The 20,168-nt window shown below is 69.5% G+C and carries 18 protein-coding genes and 1 other RNA gene; 6 read left to right on the top strand and 13 right to left on the bottom strand.

Annotated elements, in window-relative coordinates; all coding sequences use genetic code 11:
- Positions 1 to 10 precede the first annotated feature (10 nt).
- Together ABS52_03745 and ABS52_03740 are read left to right on the top strand one after the other, a co-directional pair.
- Positions 11 to 1,405, top strand: coding sequence for a hypothetical protein (locus tag ABS52_03745; protein ID ODT04712.1), 1,395 nt, complete (start codon positions 11 to 13; stop codon positions 1,403 to 1,405).
- A gap of 130 nt (positions 1,406 to 1,535) precedes the next feature.
- Entirely contained in the window at positions 1,536 to 1,823 is a 288-nt protein-coding gene (locus ABS52_03740) for a hypothetical protein (protein ID ODT04711.1), read from the top strand.
- A gap of 156 nt (positions 1,824 to 1,979) precedes the next feature.
- On the opposite strand, the gene ABS52_03735 is transcribed toward ABS52_03740, so the two are convergent.
- A complete protein-coding gene (locus ABS52_03735) occupies positions 1,980 to 2,432 on the bottom strand; it encodes a hypothetical protein (protein ID ODT04710.1) in 453 nt (150 codons plus the stop codon).
- Between the two features lie 167 nt (positions 2,433 to 2,599).
- On the opposite strand from ABS52_03735, the gene ABS52_03730 reads away from it, so the two are divergent.
- The 4 genes from ABS52_03730 to ABS52_03715 all read left to right on the top strand — a co-directional run bounded on the left by ABS52_03730 (position 2,600) and on the right by ABS52_03715 (position 6,183).
- A complete protein-coding gene (locus ABS52_03730) occupies positions 2,600 to 3,637 on the top strand; it encodes a tRNA dihydrouridine synthase DusB (protein ID ODT04709.1) in 1,038 nt (345 codons plus the stop codon).
- Complete coding sequence (locus ABS52_03725) at positions 3,634 to 4,410, top strand: 1-(5-phosphoribosyl)-5-amino-4-imidazole-carboxylate carboxylase (GenBank protein ID ODT04708.1); 777 nt, start codon at positions 3,634 to 3,636, stop codon at positions 4,408 to 4,410. The genes ABS52_03730 and ABS52_03725 overlap by 4 nt, the downstream gene beginning before the upstream one ends.
- A gap of 149 nt (positions 4,411 to 4,559) precedes the next feature.
- Positions 4,560 to 4,922, top strand: a transfer-messenger RNA (tmRNA) gene (gene ssrA, locus ABS52_03720).
- Between the two features lie 67 nt (positions 4,923 to 4,989).
- Complete coding sequence (locus tag ABS52_03715; protein ODT04707.1) at positions 4,990 to 6,183, top strand: cystathionine beta-lyase; 1,194 nt, start codon at positions 4,990 to 4,992, stop codon at positions 6,181 to 6,183.
- Between the two features lie 36 nt (positions 6,184 to 6,219).
- Here ABS52_03715 and ABS52_03710 read toward each other — a convergent pair whose 3' ends face one another.
- From ABS52_03710 to ABS52_03655, 12 genes are read right to left on the bottom strand one after another with little or no spacing between them, the layout of a single operon-like run.
- Positions 6,220 to 8,889: a pyruvate, phosphate dikinase gene (locus tag ABS52_03710; protein ODT04823.1), complete on the bottom strand. Its 2,670-nt coding sequence runs from the start codon at positions 8,887 to 8,889 to the stop codon at positions 6,220 to 6,222.
- A 39-nt stretch (positions 8,890 to 8,928) separates the two neighbouring features.
- Positions 8,929 to 10,323, bottom strand: a complete 1,395-nt coding sequence (locus tag ABS52_03705) for an amidophosphoribosyltransferase (GenBank protein ODT04706.1) — start codon at positions 10,321 to 10,323, stop codon at positions 8,929 to 8,931.
- 3 nt (positions 10,324 to 10,326) lie between these two features.
- Positions 10,327 to 12,630, bottom strand: coding sequence for a phosphoribosylformylglycinamidine synthase II (locus ABS52_03700; protein ODT04705.1), 2,304 nt, complete (start codon positions 12,628 to 12,630; stop codon positions 10,327 to 10,329).
- Positions 12,630 to 12,935, bottom strand: a complete 306-nt coding sequence (locus ABS52_03695; protein ODT04704.1) for a hypothetical protein — start codon at positions 12,933 to 12,935, stop codon at positions 12,630 to 12,632. Before ABS52_03695 ends, ABS52_03700 begins: the two co-directional genes overlap by 1 nt.
- 39 nt (positions 12,936 to 12,974) lie before the next feature.
- On the bottom strand, positions 12,975 to 13,667 hold the full coding sequence (locus ABS52_03690) for a phosphoribosylformylglycinamidine synthase I (protein ODT04703.1): 693 nt from the start codon (positions 13,665 to 13,667) through the stop codon (positions 12,975 to 12,977).
- Complete coding sequence (locus ABS52_03685; GenBank protein ID ODT04702.1) at positions 13,664 to 13,921, bottom strand: phosphoribosylformylglycinamidine synthase; 258 nt, start codon at positions 13,919 to 13,921, stop codon at positions 13,664 to 13,666. Before ABS52_03685 ends, ABS52_03690 begins: the two co-directional genes overlap by 4 nt.
- The gene (locus tag ABS52_03680; GenBank protein ODT04701.1) at positions 13,918 to 14,853 is read right to left on the bottom strand and encodes a CDP-diacylglycerol--serine O-phosphatidyltransferase; all 936 of its coding nucleotides are present in this window, start codon (positions 14,851 to 14,853) and stop codon (positions 13,918 to 13,920) included. Before ABS52_03680 ends, ABS52_03685 begins: the two co-directional genes overlap by 4 nt.
- 2 nt (positions 14,854 to 14,855) lie before the next feature.
- Positions 14,856 to 15,479, bottom strand: coding sequence for a phosphatidylserine decarboxylase (locus ABS52_03675; protein ODT04821.1), 624 nt, complete (start codon positions 15,477 to 15,479; stop codon positions 14,856 to 14,858).
- 26 nt (positions 15,480 to 15,505) lie between these two features.
- Positions 15,506 to 16,429, bottom strand: coding sequence for a phosphoribosylaminoimidazolesuccinocarboxamide synthase (locus tag ABS52_03670; protein ID ODT04700.1), 924 nt, complete (start codon positions 16,427 to 16,429; stop codon positions 15,506 to 15,508).
- Entirely contained in the window at positions 16,426 to 17,802 is a 1,377-nt protein-coding gene (locus tag ABS52_03665; protein ODT04822.1) for an adenylosuccinate lyase, read from the bottom strand. Before ABS52_03665 ends, ABS52_03670 begins: the two co-directional genes overlap by 4 nt.
- Positions 17,803 to 17,855: 53 nt before the next feature.
- On the bottom strand, positions 17,856 to 19,265 hold the full coding sequence (locus ABS52_03660; GenBank protein ID ODT04699.1) for a hypothetical protein: 1,410 nt from the start codon (positions 19,263 to 19,265) through the stop codon (positions 17,856 to 17,858).
- Positions 19,262 to 20,038, bottom strand: a complete 777-nt coding sequence (locus tag ABS52_03655; GenBank protein ODT04698.1) for a tRNA pseudouridine(38-40) synthase TruA — start codon at positions 20,036 to 20,038, stop codon at positions 19,262 to 19,264. Before ABS52_03655 ends, ABS52_03660 begins: the two co-directional genes overlap by 4 nt.
- Positions 20,039 to 20,168 lie beyond the last annotated feature (130 nt).

Raw genomic sequence — 20,168 nt, 5'->3', positions numbered from 1 at the left:
GGAGGGGGACGTGAGCGCGACGCGCGCGGCCGGCTCCGGGACGCTGCGCATCCCCACGCGGCATGAGCTGCGCGACGTCGCGCGCCTGGCAGCGCCCATCGTGACGGTACAGGTGGGGCTCATGCTCATGGGCGTGGTCGACGCGGCCATGGTGGGACGGGTATCGGCCACCGACCTGGCGGCGGTCGCGTTAGGCAACTTCTGGTGGATCACGATCTCCCTCTTCGGCGCGGGGATCGTGATGGCCGTCGACCCGGTGGTGGCGCAGGCGGTGGGGGCGGGAGACGCGGGCGACGCCGCCCTGGGGGTGCAGCGCGGATTGCTCCTGGCGATGGGCGTGACCGTGGCGTCCATCGCCTGCATCCTCCCCACCGAGCACGTCCTGCGCCTCCTGGGGCAGCCGGCCGACGTCGTCCCCATCGCCGCGGCGTACGTGCGCATCCAGATCCCGGCAACGCTCCCCTTCTTCGTCTTCGTCCTCTTCCGCCAGAGCCTGCAGGCCTTCCACGTCACGCGCCCCATCGTGGCGGCGGTCGTCATCGGGAACGCGGCCAACGTCCTGCTCAACTGGATCTTCATCTACGGGAACCTGGGGGCGCCCCCGCTCGGCGCCGTGGGTGCGTCCATCTCCACGGCCATCGGCCGGTACGTCATGACGGGGGCACTCGTCGCCATGGGATGGCGAGCGATGCGCCACACGCTGGTGCCGTGGCGCGCCGACGCCGTGCGGTGGGCGCCGCTCGGACGCATGCTGCGCATCGGGCTTCCGATCGGCGTGCACCAGTTCTTCGAGATCGTCGCCTTCGGCGGCGCACTGGCGCTCATCGGCCTCCTTGGCACCGTGCCGCTGGCGGGGCACGAGATCACCATCAGCCTGGCCGCGCTCACCTACATGGTCCCCCTGGGGATCAATGCCGCCGCCTCCGTCCTGGTGGGGCGTGCGATCGGGCGCGGCGACCTCGACGGCGCGCGTCGCGAGGCGAGCGCTGCCCTGGCCATGGGGGTGGGCTTCATGGCGTGTTCGGCCGTCGTCCTCCTCTCCCTCCCCGAGCAGCTGGCGCGCCTCTTCACGACCGATGCGGCGGTCGCGGCGGTTGCCGCATCGCTCATCCCGATCGCCGGGATCTTTCAGGTCTTCGACGGCATCCAGGGGGTGTCGAGCGGGATCCTGCGTGGGGCCGGCGACACGCACGTCCCGATGCTCGCCAACGTGCTCGCGTACGCGGTCATCGGCCTCCCGCTCGGGGCATGGCTCTGCTTCTCGATGAAGCTCGGGGCCGTCGGGATGTGGTGGGGCCTGGTCATCGCGCTGGTCGTCGCCGCGACCGCGTTAGGCTGGCGCGTGCACACGCACCTCGGGCGACCGATCGCGCGCGTGGCGGTCGACGACACGGCGCGAGGGTGATCGACGCATCGGCGCTGCAGGATTGATCCCGCCCTTTCGGGCGGGATTACTCTCGACGGCTCGCCGACTGGACGATATCGTGGTCGCGATGTCACCCAATACTCGCATCGTTCTTCGCGGCGCCAAGTTCATGGCGTGTGGCACGCTCATCGGCGCGACGCTGGGCGTCGTCACCTTCCTCCCTGGTGAGCTCGTCGCCACGTCGGGCTCCCCCGGCGGTGCCGGGCCGTCGTGGCCGCTTGCCTTCGGCGTGGCGTGGGCCTGCGGGCGGGTCGGTGCCGTCGTCGGGGTGATCTTCTACATCATCCGGCGAACCCTGGTGGGGGAAGTCCCCGATCCGTGCGAGTCGATGCGTGAGCGGGCGCAGCCACGCATGTCCGCGATCCGGGAACAGTCCACCCCGGGGGCACCCGGCTAGGCGAACGTCCCGTTCTGGACGCCCGTCGCTTGGAGAAGCGCGCGGCGACCGATCGAGTGGCGAAGCAAGAGAGGGGCGACCGTGCTGGTCGCCCCTCCGCGTCTTCGCGAATCGTGCATCGCGCATCGCGCCATCAGCCGCCGGCGCGCCGACGGATCAGACCCCCTTCTCCTCGAGCAGCGCCATGAACTCCGCCGGGCTCCCGATGGCGAGAAGGCGATCCGGAACGTCCGTCTCCTTGCTGAACTGGGCGATCTTGCCGAGCACCGGGAGGTACTGGTTCGACACCTCGAGCGGCGGCGCGACGATGAGGAAGAAGAACTTCACGGGCTTCTCGTCGATGGCCTTGAAATCCAGCCCATCCGCCTTGCGTCCGAAGGCCACCCGCAGCTTGTTGACCACCAGGGAGCGGCAGTGGGGAATGGCGATGTTGCGCCCGATCCCGGTGGAGCCGAGGTTCTCGCGGCGCTTGAGCATCTTGAAGAGCATCCCCTCCGACTTTTCGTCGAGCTTGAGCAGGGCGATGAGCTCCTTCAGGATCTCATCCTTGGTGGTCCCGTCAAGCTCCAGCTTGATTGCGTCTTCGGAGAAGAACTCTCGCAGTTCCATCGAACCCTCGAACGTACGCGTGCCCTGATGCGCCGCGATCCATGCGACGCGACGTGCGCGAGGGCTGCGGCGCCCCCGCCCGGAAGACCGCGCAAGTTATGCTGCGTCGCAAGTCGTGTCAAAGCTTCATGTTGAATCACTTTCCGGGTGGGATTAGCTTCCGATTCATGGCGTTTCCATTCCCCGTTGCACACGCGGTCCCGCTCTTCCTGGCCCCCATGGCCGGCGTCTCCGAGTCGCCGTTCCGGCGCCTGTGCCGCCGGTACGGTGCCGACGTCGTCGTGACCGAGTTCCTCTCGGCGGAGGGAATCCGGCGCGAAAACCAGGCGACGCTCTCGAAGCTGCGCTTCGGGGCCGACGAGCGGACCATCGGCGTCCAGATCTTCGGCGCCGAGCCGGACGCGATGCGCGAGGCGGCGGCGTTGGTCACCGACGTCTTCCAACCCGAGTACATCGACATCAACTTCGGGTGTCCGGTCAAGAAGGTGGTGCGGCGCAATGGTGGCTCCGGGTGCCTGAGGGACCTGGGGCTCGTGCAATCGGTGATTCGCGCGGTCATCGCGGGGACGCACCTCCCGGTGACGGTGAAGATCCGGTCGGGGTGGAGCGAGGAGATGCGCGACCCGGTGAAGATCGGGCTCGCCTGCCAGGCGGCAGGGGCACGCGCCCTCGCCATTCACCCCCGTACCCGCACGCAGATGTACACGGGGAGTGCCAACTGGAGCGAGATCGCCCGGGTCAAGGAGGCGCTCGACATCCCGGTCGTCGGGAACGGCGACATCAGGTCGGCGCACGACGCCCTGCGCATGCGGCGCGAGACGGGGTGCGATGGGGTGATGATCGCGCGCGGGTCGTTCGGGCAGCCGTGGATCTTCGACCAGGCGCGGGCGCTCCTGGAGGGGCGTGAGATGCCGCCCACGCCGGAGGTGGAGGAGCGGTTCGCCATCGCCCTGCAGCACGCGCGCATGGTCCAGGAGTACGAAGTGGACCCGGAGGGGGCGGCCGTCGAGTTCCGCAAGCACCTGGGGTGGTATGTGAAGGGGCTTCCCAACTCAGCCGACCTGCGCAAGCGCCTCCACGCCGTCAATTCGTTCGCGGAGGTGGAGGGGATCTTCGCCGACTACCTCCGCTGGCGCGACGAGGCCGGCGTGCCTTCGAACGCTGCAGTGGGCGAAGGAGCCGTGCTGGAGCCCGCCGACGCGTGAGCGCACACCGGATCCTCGACATCCTGGCGCAGGTAGCCAGCGGCGACATCGCGCCGTCGGCCGCGCTCGAACGCCTGGCGCTGGAGCCGTACGAATCGCTCGGCTTCGCGACCATCGACCATCACCGCGCCCTGCGGCAGGGCTTTCCCGAGGTCGTATTCGGGAGCGGGAAGACCGCGGAGCAGGTGGTGGCCATTTGCGAGCGACTGGCGGAGCGCGGCGACGGCTTCCTCGTGACGCGCGCCAGCGAGGCGGTGTGCTCGGCGCTGGTAGAGCATTTCCCCTCGGCCCTCGTGAATTCGCTCGCCCGGACCGTCCGCCTCCCCGCGGGTGCTCCACCGCCCGCTGGCAGCGGCACCATCCTCATCGTGACGGCGGGGACGAGCGACCTTCCGGTCGCCGAGGAGGCGGCCGAGACCGCGTTGGCGATGGGGAACACCGTCACGCGACTCACGGATGTCGGCGTGGCGGGAATTCATCGCCTCTTGGCCCGTGGCGAAGAGCTCCGCCAGGCGAGCGTGATCATCGTGGTGGCGGGAATGGACGGGGCGCTCCCATCGGTAGTTGGGGGGCTGGTGAAGTGTCCGGTCATCGCCGTCCCGACGAGCATCGGCTACGGAGCGGCGCTCGGGGGGGTTGCCCCCCTGCTGACGGCGCTCAACTCGTGCGCGGCCGGGGTCACGGTGGTGAACATCGACAACGGTTTCGGAGCCGCCGTCGCGGCGTCTCGCATCACGCACGCCTGGGGGCGGGGAGGGGGAGACGGCACCTGATCGCCCCTGAACCCGTGCCGGAAGTAGTCTCGCGCCATGGATTGTCAAGTGATTCATGGTCAACGTGTTGCGTACGTCACTTCGAGCGACTCTTCAGGTGCCGATTGACGTGGGGTGGCGAAGCCGTTAGCCTTCATCTGGTAGTCCATGGGGGCGACCTGGATTCGACGGGGTCGGTGACGCCGTGGCTGCGTGCCCAGCTGCTGAGCGCTGGTAAAACACTCGGCAAAATCACAACTGCCAACACTGAACTGGCCCTCGCCGCGTAACTCCTAGGAGTTGCTGCAGGCGTTGCTCCTGATGAAGCCCGCCCGAGGCGGCGTCCGGAGTATCGCAATATCGGGATAGTCCGGCGTCGCGCCTCTTGGCGCCGGGCGAAACTCCAAGGAGGCTCGTGCAGCAATGGGCCGCTCACCGGCCAGTGGCTGCAGACCCCAATCGGTGAGCTACGCACGTAGATGCTGTGGTTGATCTTATCTCGGACCGGGGTTCGACTCCCCGCGCCTCCACTCCGGAAGACCCCGACCGCTCGCGGTTGGGGTCTTCCGCTATTTCCACCCTGCTGACTCGGTCCGCGCCATGAATCTCGGGCGATTCCGCACGCCGGCCACGCCGCTCCATCGCGCGTCCACGGTCCTCTTCGACGATCTGGCGCACCTGCTCCGTGTGCAGCGCGCGATGGCCTCGGGCGGCGGTGACGCGAGCCTCTACGCGACGTTCGGGACCCCGACCACGGCGGCGCTGGCCGATCTGCTGCGCGAGCGGGAGGGAGGCGATGGGGTCGCCTTCGCCCCGTCGGGGCTGGGCGCGGTGGCGCTCGCACTGTTGGCGGTGCTGCGGCAAGGCGACCACCTCCTGATGGCCGACTCGTGCTACGGCCCCACTCGCGCGCTGTGTGACGGGATCCTGGAGCGGTTCGGCGTGGAGACGGAGTACTACGATCCCCTGACCGGCGGCGCGATCGCGCACCGACTGCGGGCCAACACCCGGGCGATCTTCATGGAGAGTCCGGGGAGCTTCACCTTCGAGGTGCAGGACGTCCCCGCGATCGTCGCCGCCGCGAAGCGGACGGAGCGAGAGCGCGGCGAGGCGATCTTCACCCTGATCGACAACGCCTGGGGGTCGCCGGGGTTGCTCACCCCGCTGGCGATGGGCGTCGATATCTCGATCGTCCCCATGACCAAGTACTGGGGCGGGCACGCGGACCTCCTGCTGGGGGCGGTGGTCGCCAACGCGCGCAGCTGGCGGATGGTACGGGGGGCGGCGTTCGACCTCGGTGCCTGTACCAACGCGGAGGATGCCGCGCTCGCCCTGCGGGGGGCGCGCACGGTCGACGTTCGGCTTCGCCAGCATGCCGAGAGCGCGCTCGCTGTGGCGGCGTGGCTCGACGCGCATCCTCGCGTTGGAGCGCTCCTCCACCCGGCGCTCCCCGCCAGTCGCGGACACGACTTGTGGAAGCGCGACTTCAGGGGGAGCAACGGGCTCCTGTCGTTCGAGCTCCTCACGCCGTCGGGGGGGCCGGCCACGCCGCACGACGCCGCCCCCGTGGTCGACGCCCTCGCGCGCAGCGGGGCGTTCGGGCTGGGCTATTCCTGGGGAGGGTACGAATCACTCGTGATGCCCGGGGTGCTGCCGAACGGGACATCCCACCAGGCGCGACGCGTCCGCCCCTGGGAGGGAGGGACCCTCATTCGCCTGCACGTCGGGCTGGAGCCGGTGGAACGCCTTATATCGTCGCTCGAGGGGGCACTGGGGGCGGCGCCTCCGCCCTGAGCCGCGCCGGCCTCAGGGCCTTTCCGTGCCGCCCGGTCAACCGGTCGTCGCCGCCTGTGCTGCCGCCAGCCGGGCGATGGGGACGCGGAACGGCGAGCACGACACGTAATCGAGGCCGGCCTCGTGGCAGAAGGCGACCGAGCGGGGCTCGCCGCCATGCTCGCCGCAGATGCCGGCCTTGAGCTTGGGGCGCGAGGCACGCCCGTCGCGCACCGCCATCTGGATCAGCTTGCCGACGCCCGTGATGTCGAGAACCTGGAAGGGGTCATCCGGGAGGATTCCGCGCTCGACGTATGCGGGGAGGAAGCGTCCGGCGTCGTCGCGGCTCATGCCGAGCGTCGTCTGCGTGAGGTCGTTGGTGCCGAACGAGAAGAACTCGGCGCTTTCGGCGATCTCCCCGGCGGTGAGGGCGGCCCGCGGGAGCTCGATCATCGTCCCGATCTGGTAGTCGATGTCCTCGCCCATGGCGCGCACGACGTGCGCATGGCAGTCCTCGAGGATGGCTCGTTGGTGCACGAACTCCTTCACCGTCGCCACCAGGGGGATCATGATCTCGACGTGGACGTCGATGCCACGCCGCTTGGCCCTGACCGCCGCCTCGAAGATGGCGCGCCCCTGCATCTCGGTGATCTCGGGGTACGTGATCCCCAGGCGGCACCCTCGGTGCCCCAGCATCGGGTTGGTTTCGCGCAGCCCCTCCACGATCCGCATCAGCTCCTGACGGGTCAGCTTGAGCTGGCGGGCCAGGAGCTTCGACTCTTCGCCGCCGTGGGGGAGGAACTCGTGCAGCGGGGGGTCGAGGAGGCGGATGTTGACGGGGAAGCCGCTCATCGCCTCGAAGATCGCCTCGAAGTCGGCGCGCTGCATTGGAAGGAGCTTGGCGAGCGCGCGCCGGCGCCCGCCTTCATCGCGGGCGACGATCATCTCGCGCATGGCGTTGATGCGGTCGCCCTCGAAGAACATGTGCTCGGTGCGGCACAGGCCGATCCCTTCGGCGCCGAAGCCGCGTGCCGTTCGCGCATCGCGCGGCGTGTCCGCATTGGCGCGCACGCGAAGCCGCCGGCTCTCGTCGGCCCACCCCAGCAGGCGTGCATAGGACTGGTACAGCGGGGCGGCGATCGCCGAGAGTTGACCCGACGTCACCCGGACCACCTCCGAGGGGATCGTCGGGAGGTCGCCGGAGAAGACGCGCCCGGTCCCGCCATCGAGTGTGATCCAATCGCCCTCGCCGATCACGGTCCCGTCCACCGTGAACTGCCGGTTCCGCACGTCGACGGCGATCTCCTTGCAGCCGACGACCGCACACTTGCCCATGCCGCGGGCGACGACGGCGGCGTGGCTCGTCATCCCGCCGCGCGACGTGAGGACGGCGCGCGCCGCCACGATGCCGTGGAAATCCTCGGGGGTGGTCTCGTCGCGGACGAGGATCACCGCCTGTCCCGCGGCCGCCCGCTGCTCGGCGACGTCGGGATCGAAGACCGCCATCCCCGCCGCGGCGCCGGGACTGGCGGGGAGGCCGGTGGCGATCGGCCTGGCGTGCGCGGCCGGGTCGATGACGGGGTGGAGGAGCTGGTCGAGGTGCGACGGGTTCACGCGCTGCAGCGCCTCTCGCTCGGAGATGAGCCCCTCGGCCACCATCTCGCCGGCGATGCGAATCGCCGCCGCCGCCGTGCGCTTGCCGGTCCGCGTCTGCAGGAGGTAGAGCGTCCCACGTTCGACCGTGAACTCCAGGTCCTGCATGTCGCGAAAGTGCCGCTCGAGCAGCTCCTGCACGCGGAGCAGCTCTCCATAGGCGCCGGGCAGCTTCTCCGCCATCTCGTCGATGTGCAGCGGAGTGCGGATGCCGGCCACGACGTCCTCCCCCTGGGCGTTGACGAGGAACTCGCCGTAGAACCTCCGCTCCCCGGTGGACGGGTCGCGGGTGAACGCGACGCCGGTCCCGGAATCCTCCCCCATGTTGCCGTACACCATGGCGACGATGTTGACCGCCGTCCCCAGCGTCTCGGAGATGGCGTTCACGCGCCGATAGTCGACCGCCTTCTTGAGCGTCCACGACTTCCAGACGGCCTCGATCGCCCCCCACAGCTGCTCGTGTACGTCCATCGGGAACTCGCGCCCGGTGGTGTTGCGGACGAGCGCCTTGTACTCCTCCACGAGGTTCCGCAGCGAGCCTTCGTCGAGCTCGGCGTCGTTCTGGGCGCCGGTCATCAGGCGCTTGGCCATCAGGAGGTGCTCGAAGTCGTGGATGGGGACCCCGAGGACGACGTCGCCGTACATCTGGAGGAAGCGGCGATACGAGTCGAAGGCGAATCGTGCATTGCCGCTCTGCTGCGCCAGCCCCTGCACGGTGCGATCGTTCAGCCCCAGGTTGAGGATGGTCTCCATCATCCCCGGCATCGAAATGGGGCCCCCCGACCGCACGGAGACCAACAATGGGTTGCGGGGATCGCCGAGGCCGCGCCCGGCCACCGCCTCGAGGCGTTCGAGGTTGGAGGCTACCTCCTCGGCGAGCCCCAGCGGCCGCGTCCCGGTGGCCAGGTAATCGAGGCAGGTACGGCACGCGATGGTGAAGCCCGGCGGGACGGGGACGCCGAGGTTCGTCATCTCGGCGAGGTTCGCCCCCTTGCCTCCCAGCACCGCCTTCATGTCGCGCGTGCCGTCGGCCTTGCCGTTGCCGAAGAAGTAGACCTGGCGTGCGGAGTCCATCATGGGGCGTCGTGTCGTTGGGAGGAGGCTCGCGGGAGGCTAGTCCGAGATCGGCTCCCGCGAGCCGTAGCGAAGCTTGATCGGGGTCGACGGCGCGGGTGTCGGGTACTCCCCCGAAAAGCATGCGTGGCAGAAGCCCGAGGGACCTCCGGGGACGGAGTTGAGCATCCCGTCGAGCGACAGGTAGCCGAGCGAGTCGACGCCGATGAGCGCCGCGATCTCGTCGACGGAGTGATTGGCCGCGATCAGTTCCTCCCGGCTGGGAGTGTCGATGCCGTAGTAGCAGGGGCCGGTGACGGGGGGCGACGAGACGCGCATGTGCACCTCCCGGGCACCCGCCCCGCGCACGAGGGCCACCAGCCCCTTGGTGGTGGTGCCGCGCACGATGGAATCGTCGACCATGACCACGCTCTTGCCAGCCAGCACTTCGCGCACCGGGTTGTACTTGATCTTCACCTTGGCATCACGCCCCGTCTGCGTGGGCTGGATGAAGGTCCGCCCGACGTAGTGGTTGCGAATGAGCGCCAGCTCGAGCGGGAGCCCCGATTGCTCCGCGAATCCCAGGGCGGCCGCGTTGGACGAGTCGGGGACGGCGAAGACGAGGTCGGCCGAGGGGGCCGGCCGCTCCTTGGCCAGCTGCCGCCCCAGGGCGCGCCGCGCGCGGTCCACCGAGCCGCCGAAGACGTACGAGTCGGGGCGCGCGAAGTAGACGTGCTCGAACACGCAGCGATACAGCTGGCGGATGGGGGAGGCCTGGAAGGCTCGCATCCCGTCGCGGTCGACGGCAATGATCTCGCCGGGCTGCACCTCGCGGATGAGCGAGGCGCCGACGATGTCGAGGGCGCAGGTCTCGGAGGCGAAGACATAGCCATCTCCCAGCGAGCCAATGACCAGGGGACGCCACCCCCGCGGGTCCCGGGCGGCCAGGAGCGTCTCGCCGATCACGACGACGAGACAGTACGCGCCCTCGACGCCGGTGAGCGCCTCGGCGAGCATGTATTCGGGGAGTGCCTCGGTCGCCCGGGCCAGGCGGTGCACGATGACCTCGGAGTCCATCGTGCTGGCGAAGATCGATCCCGAATCCTCGAGCTTCTGCCGAAGTTCGAGGGCATTGGTGAGGTTGCCGTTGTGAGCGAGGGCGATATGCCCACCCTTGAACCGGGCGAGCATTGGTTGTGCGTTCTCGATCGACGACGAGCCGGCGGTGCTGTAGCGCGTGTGCCCGATCGCGATGGAGCCGGGGAGCCCCTCCAGCTCGCGCGCCGACAGCCCCTCGCTCACCAGTCCCATCTTGCGTGTCCCGCGAGCGACGGAATCGCGATCGATCGCGACGATTCCCGCCGACTCCTGCCCGCGATGCTGCAAGGAGTAGAGCCCCAGGTGCGTGATGGCCGCTGCCTGGTCCGTGCCGAACACTCCGAATATGCCACACATGGTTCAGCTCTCCTGCGACCCTTCGTGCGACTCGATGGTGGCGGTGGCCACGCGCGTCATGATGCGCGGGATCGCCTCGTGATAGGCGTCGGCGAGGGTGGCGACGGGTGTCGCCGCCACGCCACTCCCCAGGCGCATCCGGAAGGTGCCGTCGCGCGCCCCCACGCGCCCGAGGACGTGGGCCGGGACGCCATGCCGCCCGGCGGCGGCCACGACGTCGGCGGGAGCGCCGGTCGAGACGATGATCCGTCCCTGCGCCTCGCCGAAGAGGACAGCCCGCTCGGGGAGGTGTGCCCACGGGGTGAGGTCGACGTCGACACCGACGGCGGCGTCGCGTTCCATCATCGCGCATTCGGCCAGGGCCACGGCGAATCCGCCCTCCGAGCAATCGTGGGCCGACGACACCAGCCCGCCCTGGATGCACTCGAGGAGCGTGTCGATCAGCCTCTTCTCGCCGTCGAGGTCGCAACGGGGTGGGGCACCGATGGTGAGGTCATGGATGCGAGCGAGGTACTCGCTCGCGCCCAGCTCGTCGGTGAAGTCGCCGAGGAGGACGATGGCGTCCCCGTCGTTCCGGAAGGGGGCGCGGGTGACCCAGCGGACGTCGTCGATGAGGCCGACCATGCCGATGGTGGGCGTGGGGAAGACCACCGAGATCGGGCTCTCGTTGTAGAACGAGACGTTGCCGCCGGTGACCGGCGTGCCTAACGTGCGGCAGGCCTCGCCCATCCCGGCCACCGCCTCCTTGAACTGGTGGAAGACCTCGGGGCGCTTGGGGTTGCCGAAGTTGAGGCAGTTGGTGATGGCCATGGGACGCGCGCCGGTGCAGGCCACGTTGCGCGCGGACTCGGCCACCGCGATGCGCCCGCCGGTGCGGGGCTCGAGATAGACGTAGCGGCCGTTGCAGTCGGTCTTGGCCGCGATCGCCTTGTTGGTGCCGTGCAGGTGCACCACGGCGGCATCGGCCGGGCCGGGGCCGACGATCGTGCTGGCCCGCACCGTCGAGTCGTACTGGCGGTACACCCAGGTCTTGCTGGCGATCGTCGGGCTGGTGAGCAAGCGCCCCAGCGTCCACAGCGGATCCTGCTCCTCCGGGCGTGGTGCGACCATGTGGGGGTCGCGGGCGCGGAGCGCCTTGACGTCCTCGCCCTCGCGCGCCTCGGGGTAGTAGACCGGGCACTCGGTCACGAGCTTCGAACCCGGGAACTCGGCCACGACGTGCTCGCCTTCCGTGACGCGGTAGACCGGCTCGGCGATCACCTGGCCGATGACCTCGGCCGTGAGGTCCCACTTCTCGAGGATGCGCTTGACGTCGCCCTCGTGCCCCATGCGGGCAACGACGAGCATGCGCTCCTGCGATTCCGAGAGCAGAATCTCGTACGGGGTCATCCCCGGCTCACGCACCGGGACCTTGGCGGTGTCGATGGTGACGCCAACGTCGCCGCGCGCCGCCATCTCGGCCGAGGAGCTGGTGAGGCCGGCCGCTCCCATGTCCTGGATGGCGACGATGTGCCCGCTGCGGATCAGCTCGAGCGAGGCCTCGAGGAGGAGCTTCTCGGTGAAGGGATCGCCCACTTGGACGCGCGGACGCTTGGCCTCGCTCGCCTCGGTCAGGTCCTCCGACGCGAACGACGCGCCGTGGATCCCGTCGCGTCCGGTGCGGGCGCCGACGGCGATGATCGGGTTGCCGACGCCCTCCGCCCGGGCCGTGATGAGCTCGTCCTCGCGCATCAGGCCGACGCACATCGCGTTGACCAGCGGGTTCCCTTCGTACGCCGGGTCGAAGACCACCTCACCCGCCACCGTCGGGATGCCGACGCAGTTGCCGTAGTCGCCGATGCCCTTGACCACGCCGGCGAAGAGCCAGCGCACGCGCGGCGAGTCCAACGATCCGAAACGGAGGGAGTTGAGCATGGCGATGGGGCGGGCGCCCATCGTGAAGACGTCGCGGAGAATCCCGCCCACACCGGTCGCTGCCCCCTGGTAGGGTTCGACCGCCGACGGGTGGTTGTGCGACTCGATCTTGAACGCCACCGCGAGCCCATCGCCCACGGAGATCACGCCGGCGTTCTCGCCCGGCCCCTGGAGGACCCACGGTGCCTCGGTGGGGAGGGTGCGCAGCACCGGCTTGGAGTGCTTGTACGAACAGTGCTCGTTCCAGAGCGCGCTGACGATGCCCAGTTCGGTGTGCGTGGGGGTTCGCCCCAGCAGGCGCACGAGGCGCTCGTACTCGTCGGGGGTGAGGCCGTGCTCGGCGACGAGCGCCGGGGTGATTGCCGGGTCGCCGGCACGCGGTGTCGCGCCCATTACCACTTCAACCCGAACATGGCGCGCACGAACGAGCGGAGCTGACTCTGGTCGATGTGCTCCATCATCTCGACCTCGCCCGCATCGAACCAGACGCCATGGCACTCGCTGCAACGGTCGATCTTGATGTGGTGGAACTCGGTCTCCACGAGGTCGTTGCCGCACTTGGGGCACTTCATGTAATGCGACTGGCGCTCGGCGTGCGCGCGCTCGTCGTCGAGGCGGGCGCGCTGCGCCTTGATCAACTCGGCGTCCTGCTTGACGAAGTACTCGTCTTCCGTGCGCGAGGGCTTGTGCTCGTTCATGACTCTAGGCGGGCAAGGGGAGGAGTGGCGAGGAAGGGATCACGCGGCGACGGCGGCCAGCATGCTCTCGAACAACGCGAGGCCGTCGGTGCTGCCGTGGAGCGGGTTCACGGCGCGCTCGGGATGCGGCATCATCCCGAGCACGTTACCGCGCGCGCTGACGATTCCGGCAATGTTGTCGAGGGCGCCATTCGGGTTGGCGGCACCGGTGGCATGCCCGGCGGCATCGACGTAGCGGAAGACGACCTGGCCCGCATCCTCGAGCGCCCGGAGCCCGTCGCCGTCGATGACGTACCGGCCGTCGCCGTGGGCCACCGGGATGCGCAGGAGCTGTCCCGCGCGATAGCGGTGCGTGAAGCCGGTGGTGGCGTTCTCGACGCGCAGGGTGACCGTGTCGCTCACGAACTTCAGCGACGCGTTGCGGAGGAGCGCGCCGGGCAGGAGTTGCGCCTCGCAGGCGATCTGGAAGCCGTTGCAGATGCCGAGCACGGGCGCCCCGCGGTTGGCGTGGGCGATGACCTCGCGCATGATCGGCGAGAAGCGGGCGATGGCCCCGGCGCGGAGGTAGTCGCCGTAGCTGAAGCCGCCGGGAAGGATGACGACGTCCACGCCCTGGAGGTCGTGGTCCTTGTGCCAGAGGCGCACGCCGGTGGCGCCTAACGCCTCGGTCACCGCGAGGTAGGCGTCATCGTCGCAGTTGGAACCCGGAAAGGTGACGACGCCGAACTTCATGCGGGGGTGACTCCCGCGAGCTCGTAGTCCTCGGTGACCGGGTTGGCCAGCAGCTGGTCGCACATGGCGCGCACGCGCGTGGCGGCGGCGTCGGCGCTCTCGGCCTCGAGCTCGAGCACGAGGTGACGGCCGACGCGGACGTCGGCGACCGCGGTGAAGCCCAGGGCATGAAGGGCATCGGCCACGGCCTTGCCCTGGGGGTCAAGAATGCCGCGGCGCGGGACGATATGGACGGCAACTCGGTAGCGGGTCATCCCCGGTTGTCCTCGGTGGGGTTGGAGTGAGGCGGTGAGTCGGACGGTGGAAGCGGACGGTCGCCGCGATGATGGCGGCGCCGGCGGCGGCGGCGGCGGGCCAGCGCGGGGGCGCCCTCCGCCGCCACTTCTTCCGGCTCGGCCAGCGCGCCCCCGACTTCGTCTTCGTCCTCGCCGTCCGCCTCCGCGGCGTCGTGGCCGGGCAGGCGGTCGAGCAGGCCGATGAAGACGGTGGCCACGAGGCCGTACAGGACGTACGCCATCGCCGCCGGGAAGAAGAACTGCTTGGGGAGGAAGATCACCCCGAGCACGGTCCCGACCACCAGCAGCGAGCCGAGGATCTGCTTGACGCTGCGGTACCCGATGGTCGGCATCGCCGCGTACTGGACGTTGCTGATCATCAGGAAGCTCAGGCCGAGCATGATGAAGCGCAGCATCTGATGCCACGGGAGGTCGGCGATCATCGTCTGCGTGTACAGGTCGGTCTGCGAGAACCAGTAGTACGTGGCGAGGGTGCCGCCGGCCGCGGGGGAGGGGAGGCCGGTGAAGTGCGTCTTCTTGCGCCCCGCCTGCTCCACGTTGAAGCGCGCCAGCCGGATGACGGCGCACATCGTGAACAGGAAGCAGAAGATCCAGTCCCACCCGGCCTGGTTGAAGACGGCGAAGTAGATGATCATCGTCGGCGCGAGGCCGAACGAGATGGCGTCGACGAGCGAATCGAGCTCCTCGCCGAAGCGGCTGCCCGTCCGCGTCGCCCGCGCGACGCGGCCGTCGAGGGCGTCGGCTACGCCTCCGAAGACGATGTACGACACGGCCCGTTCGAAGTCGCCGCGCGAGGCGGCGACGATCGCGAAGACCCCGAAGAACAGGTTCGCGAGCGTGAATCCGTTCGGCAGGAGGACGACGGCCTTGCGCGGTTGAGGCCGGGCCACGGTCAGGGCGCTCCCAGGCGGGCGATCAGGGTCGTGCCGGCGAACGTCGTCTGCCCCACCTTCACCATCGGCATCGCCGAGGTGGGGAGGAAGACGTCGACCCGCGAGCCGAAGCGGATGATCCCCATCCGCTCTCCCTGCTCGACGCGTTCCCCTTCGCGGCTGTAGGTCACGATGCGTCGGGCGATGAGCCCCGCGATCTGGCGCACGAGGATGCGTCGGCCGTCGTGCTCGAGCCCCACCGACATCTGTTCGTTCTCGAGGCTCGACTTTTCCGTGGCGGCGTTCAGGAACTTGCCCGGGTTGTAGTGGACAAACTTCACCGTGCCGGCCACGGGATAGCGGTTCACGTGCACGTTGAAGACGTTCATGAAGATCGAGATGCGGAGGGCGCGTCCATGGAGGAACGCCGGCTCGTCGACCTCGGTGATCATCACGATGCGTCCGTCGGCGGGGGAGATGACCAGGTCCGCGCCGCGCTCGCCAATCCGTTCGGGGTCGCGGAAGAAGTACGCGACCCAGAGCGCGACGATGGTGAGGACGAAGGCGAGGAGCCAGAATGGCCACGAGCGCCGGCCGAGCGCCACGGTGTAGCCCACGATCGCCATGGCGGTCGCGAGCAGCATGAAGGGATAGCCTTCTCGGGCGAAGTTCACGGGAGCTTGGTGATGTCGAGTGAGGCGTCGGTGATCCGGCGGAAGGCGTCCAGGTAGCGCGCGCTGGTCGCGGCGACCACCTCCTCGGGAAGGTAGGGTGGCGGAGACTCGCCATTCCACCGCCCCGCCTTGCGCTCCCCGTCCAGGTAGTCGCGCAGGGGCTGCTTGTCGTAGCTGGGCTGCGCGCGTCCCGGCGCATACTGATTCGCCGGCCAGAAGCGCGACGAGTCGGGCGTCAGGACCTCGTCGATGAGGATGGTCTTTCCGCCGACACGCCCGAACTCGAACTTCGTGTCGGCGATGATGATGCCGCGCGGCTCCGCGGTGCGGCAGGCGAAGTCGTAGATGGCACGCGAGAGCCCTTCCAGCTCGGCCGCCTCCCTGGCACCGACGATCCTCGCCATGGTCGCGATCGTGATGTTCTCGTCGTGCCCCGACTCGGCCTTGGTGGCCGGAGAGAAGACCACGGGGGCGAGTCGGGCGCTCTCCACCAGGCCGGCGGGGAGCGGCTCACCCGCCAGCGTCCCGGTGGCCTGGTACTCCTTCCACGCCGAGCCCGACAGGTACCCGCGCACCACGCATTCGACCGGATAGACGTCCGTGCGGCGCGAGACCATCGCTCGCCCCCGCAGGATCTCGCGGTATGGGCCGAGCGCCGGGAATTCGTCGACCAGCGGGGCGACGGCGGTGCTCAGCATGTGGTGGGGGACGATCGGCTCGAGCTGGCGCAGCCACCAGGCGGTGAGCTGCGTCAGGACGATCCCCTTGAACGGGACGGTCTCGCGCATCACGACGTCGAAGGCGGAGACGCGATCGGTGGCCACGATGAGCAGGCGCTCGTCGTCGAGCTCGTAGACGTCCCGCACCTTGCCGCGGCGGTGGGGGCGGAGGGGGAGGGTGGTGGTGGCGATGACGTTCATACCCGCACCTCCTCGCGGGGCGTGGGTGGGAGGCTGGCCTCCAGGATCGGGTCGACCACCTCGGCGAGGAACTCGTCGACCTGCTGCGGGGCGCGGCCGACGAAGCGCGCGGCGTCGAGAGCGGCGCGGATGTCGTCCAGCGCGACGCCGAAGCCCGGATCTCCGGCAAGTCGGTCGAGCATGTCGTTGGCGCGCCCCTCGTCCTTCATGGCGCGCGCCGCGGCGATGCTGTGCCGGCGGATGACCTCGTGCGCATCCTGCCGGCTGCGCCCGGCGCGCACCGCGCGGACGATGAGTTCCTCGGTCGCCATGAAGGGAAGCTCGTCGTTGACGCGCGCGGCGATACGGGCCGGGTGCACCTCGAGTCCCGAGGCGACGTTGGCCAGGAGGACGAGGATGGCGTCGGTGGCGAGAAACGACTCGGGGATCACGAGCCGGCGATTGGCCGAGTCGTCGAGCGTCCGCTCGAAGTACTGCACCGCGTGCGTCTGGTTGGCGTTCGGTTCGAGCGAGGCGACGAAGCGGGCGAGCGAATTGATGCGCTCGCAGCGCATCGGGTTCCGCTTGTAGGCCATCGCCGACGAGCCGATCTGTTCCTTCTCGAACGGCTCCTCGATCTCGCCAAAGGCCTGCAGCATGCGCAGGTCGGAGGCAAGCTTGGCGGCGCTCGCCGCGATCCCGGCGACGACCGACAGCACCTGGGCGTCGATCTTCCGGGTGTAGGTCTGCCCGCTGACGGGGATGGAGGCGCCGAATCCCATGGCCCGGGTCACGAGGCGGTCGAGCTCGCGCACCTTGGCGTGGTCGCCGCCGAAGATCTCGAGGAACGAGGCCTGGGTGCCGGTCGTCCCCTTCACGCCGCGGAAGGGGAGCGTCGCGTCCCGGTGGTCGAGCTCGGACAGGTCCAGGACGAGGTCCTGCATCCAGAGCGTGGCGCGCTTCCCGACGGTGGTGAGCTGCGCCGGCTGCAGGTGCGTATACCCCAGCGTCGGCTGGTCCCGCCAGGTGCGGGCGAAGGCGGCCAGTTCGCGCAGCGTATCGACGACCTTGGCGCGCAGGAGGGCGAGCCCCTCGCGCATGAGCAGGAGCTCGGCGTTGTCGGTGACGAAGCACGAGGTGGCGCCGTAGTGGATGAAGCCCTTGGCGGCGGGGGCGACGTCGCCGAAGGCGTGCACGTGCGCCATGACGTCGTGCCGGAAGCGCTTCTCGTACGCCGCCACCGCGGCGAAGTCGATGTCGTCGAGGTGCGCGCGCATCTGCGCGATGGCCTCGTCGGGAATCGGGACGCCTAACGACTTCTCGGCCTCGGCGAGCGCCAGCCAGAGGCGACGCCACAGGCCGTGGCGCCGCTGCGGCGACCAGAGGGCGAGCATGTCGCGGGACGCGTAGCGCTCCGCCAGCGGGGTGGAATACTGCGCGTGCGTGGTCACTGAATCACGAAGTCCGTGGTGTAGAAGTAGCCACGCCGTTCGAAGACGAGCCGTAACCCGCTGCGCCCGCCGTAGTAGTCGAAGGCGCGGGAGACATCGGCCGCCTCCCCGATCGTGGTGCGGTTGATCTGGACGATCAGGTCGCCCTCCTGCAGCCCGATCTCGTTCTGGATGCGATCGCTGGCGCGCACCACCAGCGCCCCCCTCGTGCTCCGGAACCCGCGCTCGGCGCGGATGGCCGGCGTCAGCGACACGAGCTCGAGCTCGCGCAGCACCGTGACGCGCGGGGCACTCACCTCCGGCAGGTCGGCCACCGTGACGTTGACCGTGAACTCGCGTCCCCCGCGCCGCACGACGAGGGGGATGGTCTCTCCCACGCGCAGGTCGAGACGCTCGGCTTCCCAGTCGAAGACGTTGCGCAGCGCCTTCCCGCGCGAGCGCAGGATCTGGTCGCCCGGCTGCAACCCGGCCCGGGCCGCCGGAGAACCGGGGACCACGGCGCGCAGGACGACGCCTGCCGTCACGATGTCGCGCGGATTGCCGCTCGTGCCCGTGCGCAGCTGCTCACCGATCCATGGGCGGCGAACGCTTCCATGGTCGAGGAGATCGTCGACGATGCGACGCGCCCGGTTGATGGGGATGGCGAAGCCCAGGCCGACCGACCCCCCGCTCGGCGAGTAGATGGAGGAGTTGACGCCGATCACCTCACCCACCGCGTTCACGAGCGGACCGCCCGAGTTGCCGGGGTTGATGGAGGCGTCGGTCTGGATCATGCCGACGTAGATCCCGCTCCCCTCGCTCCGCCCCATCAGGTTGCGCCCGGTGGCGCTGATGACGCCGGCGGTGACGCTCGGCTCGGTGTTGCCGAGCAGGAAACCGAACGGGTTGCCGATGGCGATGGCCCACTCGCCGATGAGGAGCGGCTCGGAGCTCCCCAGCGTGGCGACGGGAAGGTTGCGCGCGTCGATGCGGATGACGGCCAGGTCGTTGGTCTCGTCGATCCCGACGAGGGTGCCGGCATACGTGGTCCCGTCGCGGAGCATGACCGAGATGCGGTTGGCGCCGCTCACGACGTGGGCGTTGGTGACGATGATCCCGTTGGGGCGGATGATGAAGCCCGAGCCCAGCCCGGGTTGCACCTGCTGCCCGGAGCGGCCACCGAAGAACTGCTCGAAGACGTCGGCGGGGACCCGTTCGACGGTTTCGGTCTGCACCGTGACGACGGCCGGGGCGACGCGGGCGACGGCGTCGGTGATGGCCGTGCGGCGGGCAGCGTTGATCTGGGCGTTCTGCTCCGCCACCTGGGCCGAGGCGGCGAGCGCCGGGGTGGCAGGGGCGGGGGAGCCGCCATCGCAGGCGGAGCCGAGGGCGACGGCGATGGCGGCGATGGTGTCGCGGAAGCTCATGCGTCGGCGAGATAGAGGGCGTCTGGGTAGGCGACCCGATCGAGGAAGAGGGCGTGCGCCGGCGCGGGGGGCGACACGTCGGTGTTGGACGTCGCGCCGAGGAGCGCGGGGAGGTCGCCGGGGGCGCGCCGACCACTCGCGATCTCGAGCATGGTCCCGACCAGAAACCGCACCATATGGTGCAGGAAGCGATTGGCCTCGATGTGGAAGGTGAGGCCACCGGGGCGATCGCTCCAGCAGGCGTCGGTCACGATGCAGCGGTGAGGGTCGTGGTCGGGGGCGGTACCGCGAACGGCGAAGGCGATGAAGCAGTGATCGCCCACAATCTCCCTGGCAGCGGCATCGAGCAAGCCACGATCGACCGGATGTCGATACGCCCATTCGGTGCGTCGCCGGAACGGTGACATGACCGCGTCATCCGTTCCCACGTAGTACGCATACCGTCGGGCCTGCGCGCTGAACCGTGCGTGGAACTCGGGGCGCATCTCGTGCACCGCCGCTACCCACACGTCGTCGGGGAGGAGTGCGTTGAGGGCGCGGCGCAATGTTGGCGCGCTCCACTTTTCCGGCACTCGCACTCCGACCGCCTGCCCGCGCGCGTGGACGCCCGCGTCGGTACGGCCGGCCCCCTGGGCCACGATTCGTTCACCGCACAACCTGGCGAGCACCCGCTCGACCTCACCCTGGACGGTTCGCGTCCCAGGCTGCACTTGCCACCCCGAGAAGGCGGTCCCGTCGTAGTGCAGCACGAGCTGCAGGGTGCGCACCGACATCGACGCGAAAGTTAGCCCGGCAACCCTTCAAGTCAAGCAAACGCCGGGGCGCGCGGCACCGCGCCAACCGATTGACTTCGCGTCACCTACAGGGTCACTTTGCACCTCCGCGCCGCCCTCGGTGAGGGAG

Source organism: Gemmatimonadetes bacterium SCN 70-22, assembly GCA_001724275.1.
In the GTDB taxonomy this organism is placed as follows: Bacteria; Gemmatimonadota; Gemmatimonadetes; order Gemmatimonadales; family Gemmatimonadaceae; genus SCN-70-22.
Note: the sequence above shows the minus strand (reverse complement) of the source record. Positions and strands in the feature narration are given on the sequence as shown.

What these genes read in the sequence shown, in the direction of transcription:
- ABS52_03740 (ODT04711.1), top strand. Translation starts at nt 1,536, where the DNA reads ATGGCGTGTGGCACGCTCATCGGCGCGACGCTGGGCGTCGTCACCTTC.
- ABS52_03735 (ODT04710.1), bottom strand. Translation starts at nt 2,432, where the DNA reads ATGGAACTGCGAGAGTTCTTCTCCGAAGACGCAATCAAGCTGGAGCTT.
- ABS52_03730 (ODT04709.1), top strand. Translation starts at nt 2,600, where the DNA reads ATGGCGTTTCCATTCCCCGTTGCACACGCGGTCCCGCTCTTCCTGGCC.
- ABS52_03715 (ODT04707.1), top strand. Translation starts at nt 4,990, where the DNA reads ATGAATCTCGGGCGATTCCGCACGCCGGCCACGCCGCTCCATCGCGCG.
- ABS52_03710 (ODT04823.1), bottom strand. Translation starts at nt 8,889, where the DNA reads ATGGACTCCGCACGCCAGGTCTACTTCTTCGGCAACGGCAAGGCCGAC.
- ABS52_03705 (ODT04706.1), bottom strand. Translation starts at nt 10,323, where the DNA reads ATGTGTGGCATATTCGGAGTGTTCGGCACGGACCAGGCAGCGGCCATC.
- ABS52_03700 (ODT04705.1), bottom strand. Translation starts at nt 12,630, where the DNA reads ATGGGCGCGACACCGCGTGCCGGCGACCCGGCAATCACCCCGGCGCTC.
- ABS52_03695 (ODT04704.1), bottom strand. Translation starts at nt 12,935, where the DNA reads ATGAACGAGCACAAGCCCTCGCGCACGGAAGACGAGTACTTCGTCAAG.
- ABS52_03690 (ODT04703.1), bottom strand. Translation starts at nt 13,667, where the DNA reads ATGAAGTTCGGCGTCGTCACCTTTCCGGGTTCCAACTGCGACGATGAC.
- ABS52_03685 (ODT04702.1), bottom strand. Translation starts at nt 13,921, where the DNA reads ATGACCCGCTACCGAGTTGCCGTCCATATCGTCCCGCGCCGCGGCATT.
- ABS52_03675 (ODT04821.1), bottom strand. Translation starts at nt 15,479, where the DNA reads ATGCTGCTCGCGACCGCCATGGCGATCGTGGGCTACACCGTGGCGCTC.
- ABS52_03670 (ODT04700.1), bottom strand. Translation starts at nt 16,429, where the DNA reads ATGAACGTCATCGCCACCACCACCCTCCCCCTCCGCCCCCACCGCCGC.
- ABS52_03665 (ODT04822.1), bottom strand. Translation starts at nt 17,802, where the DNA reads ATGCTCGCCCTCTGGTCGCCGCAGCGGCGCCACGGCCTGTGGCGTCGC.
- ABS52_03660 (ODT04699.1), bottom strand. Translation starts at nt 19,265, where the DNA reads ATGAGCTTCCGCGACACCATCGCCGCCATCGCCGTCGCCCTCGGCTCC.
- ABS52_03655 (ODT04698.1), bottom strand. Translation starts at nt 20,038, where the DNA reads ATGTCGGTGCGCACCCTGCAGCTCGTGCTGCACTACGACGGGACCGCC.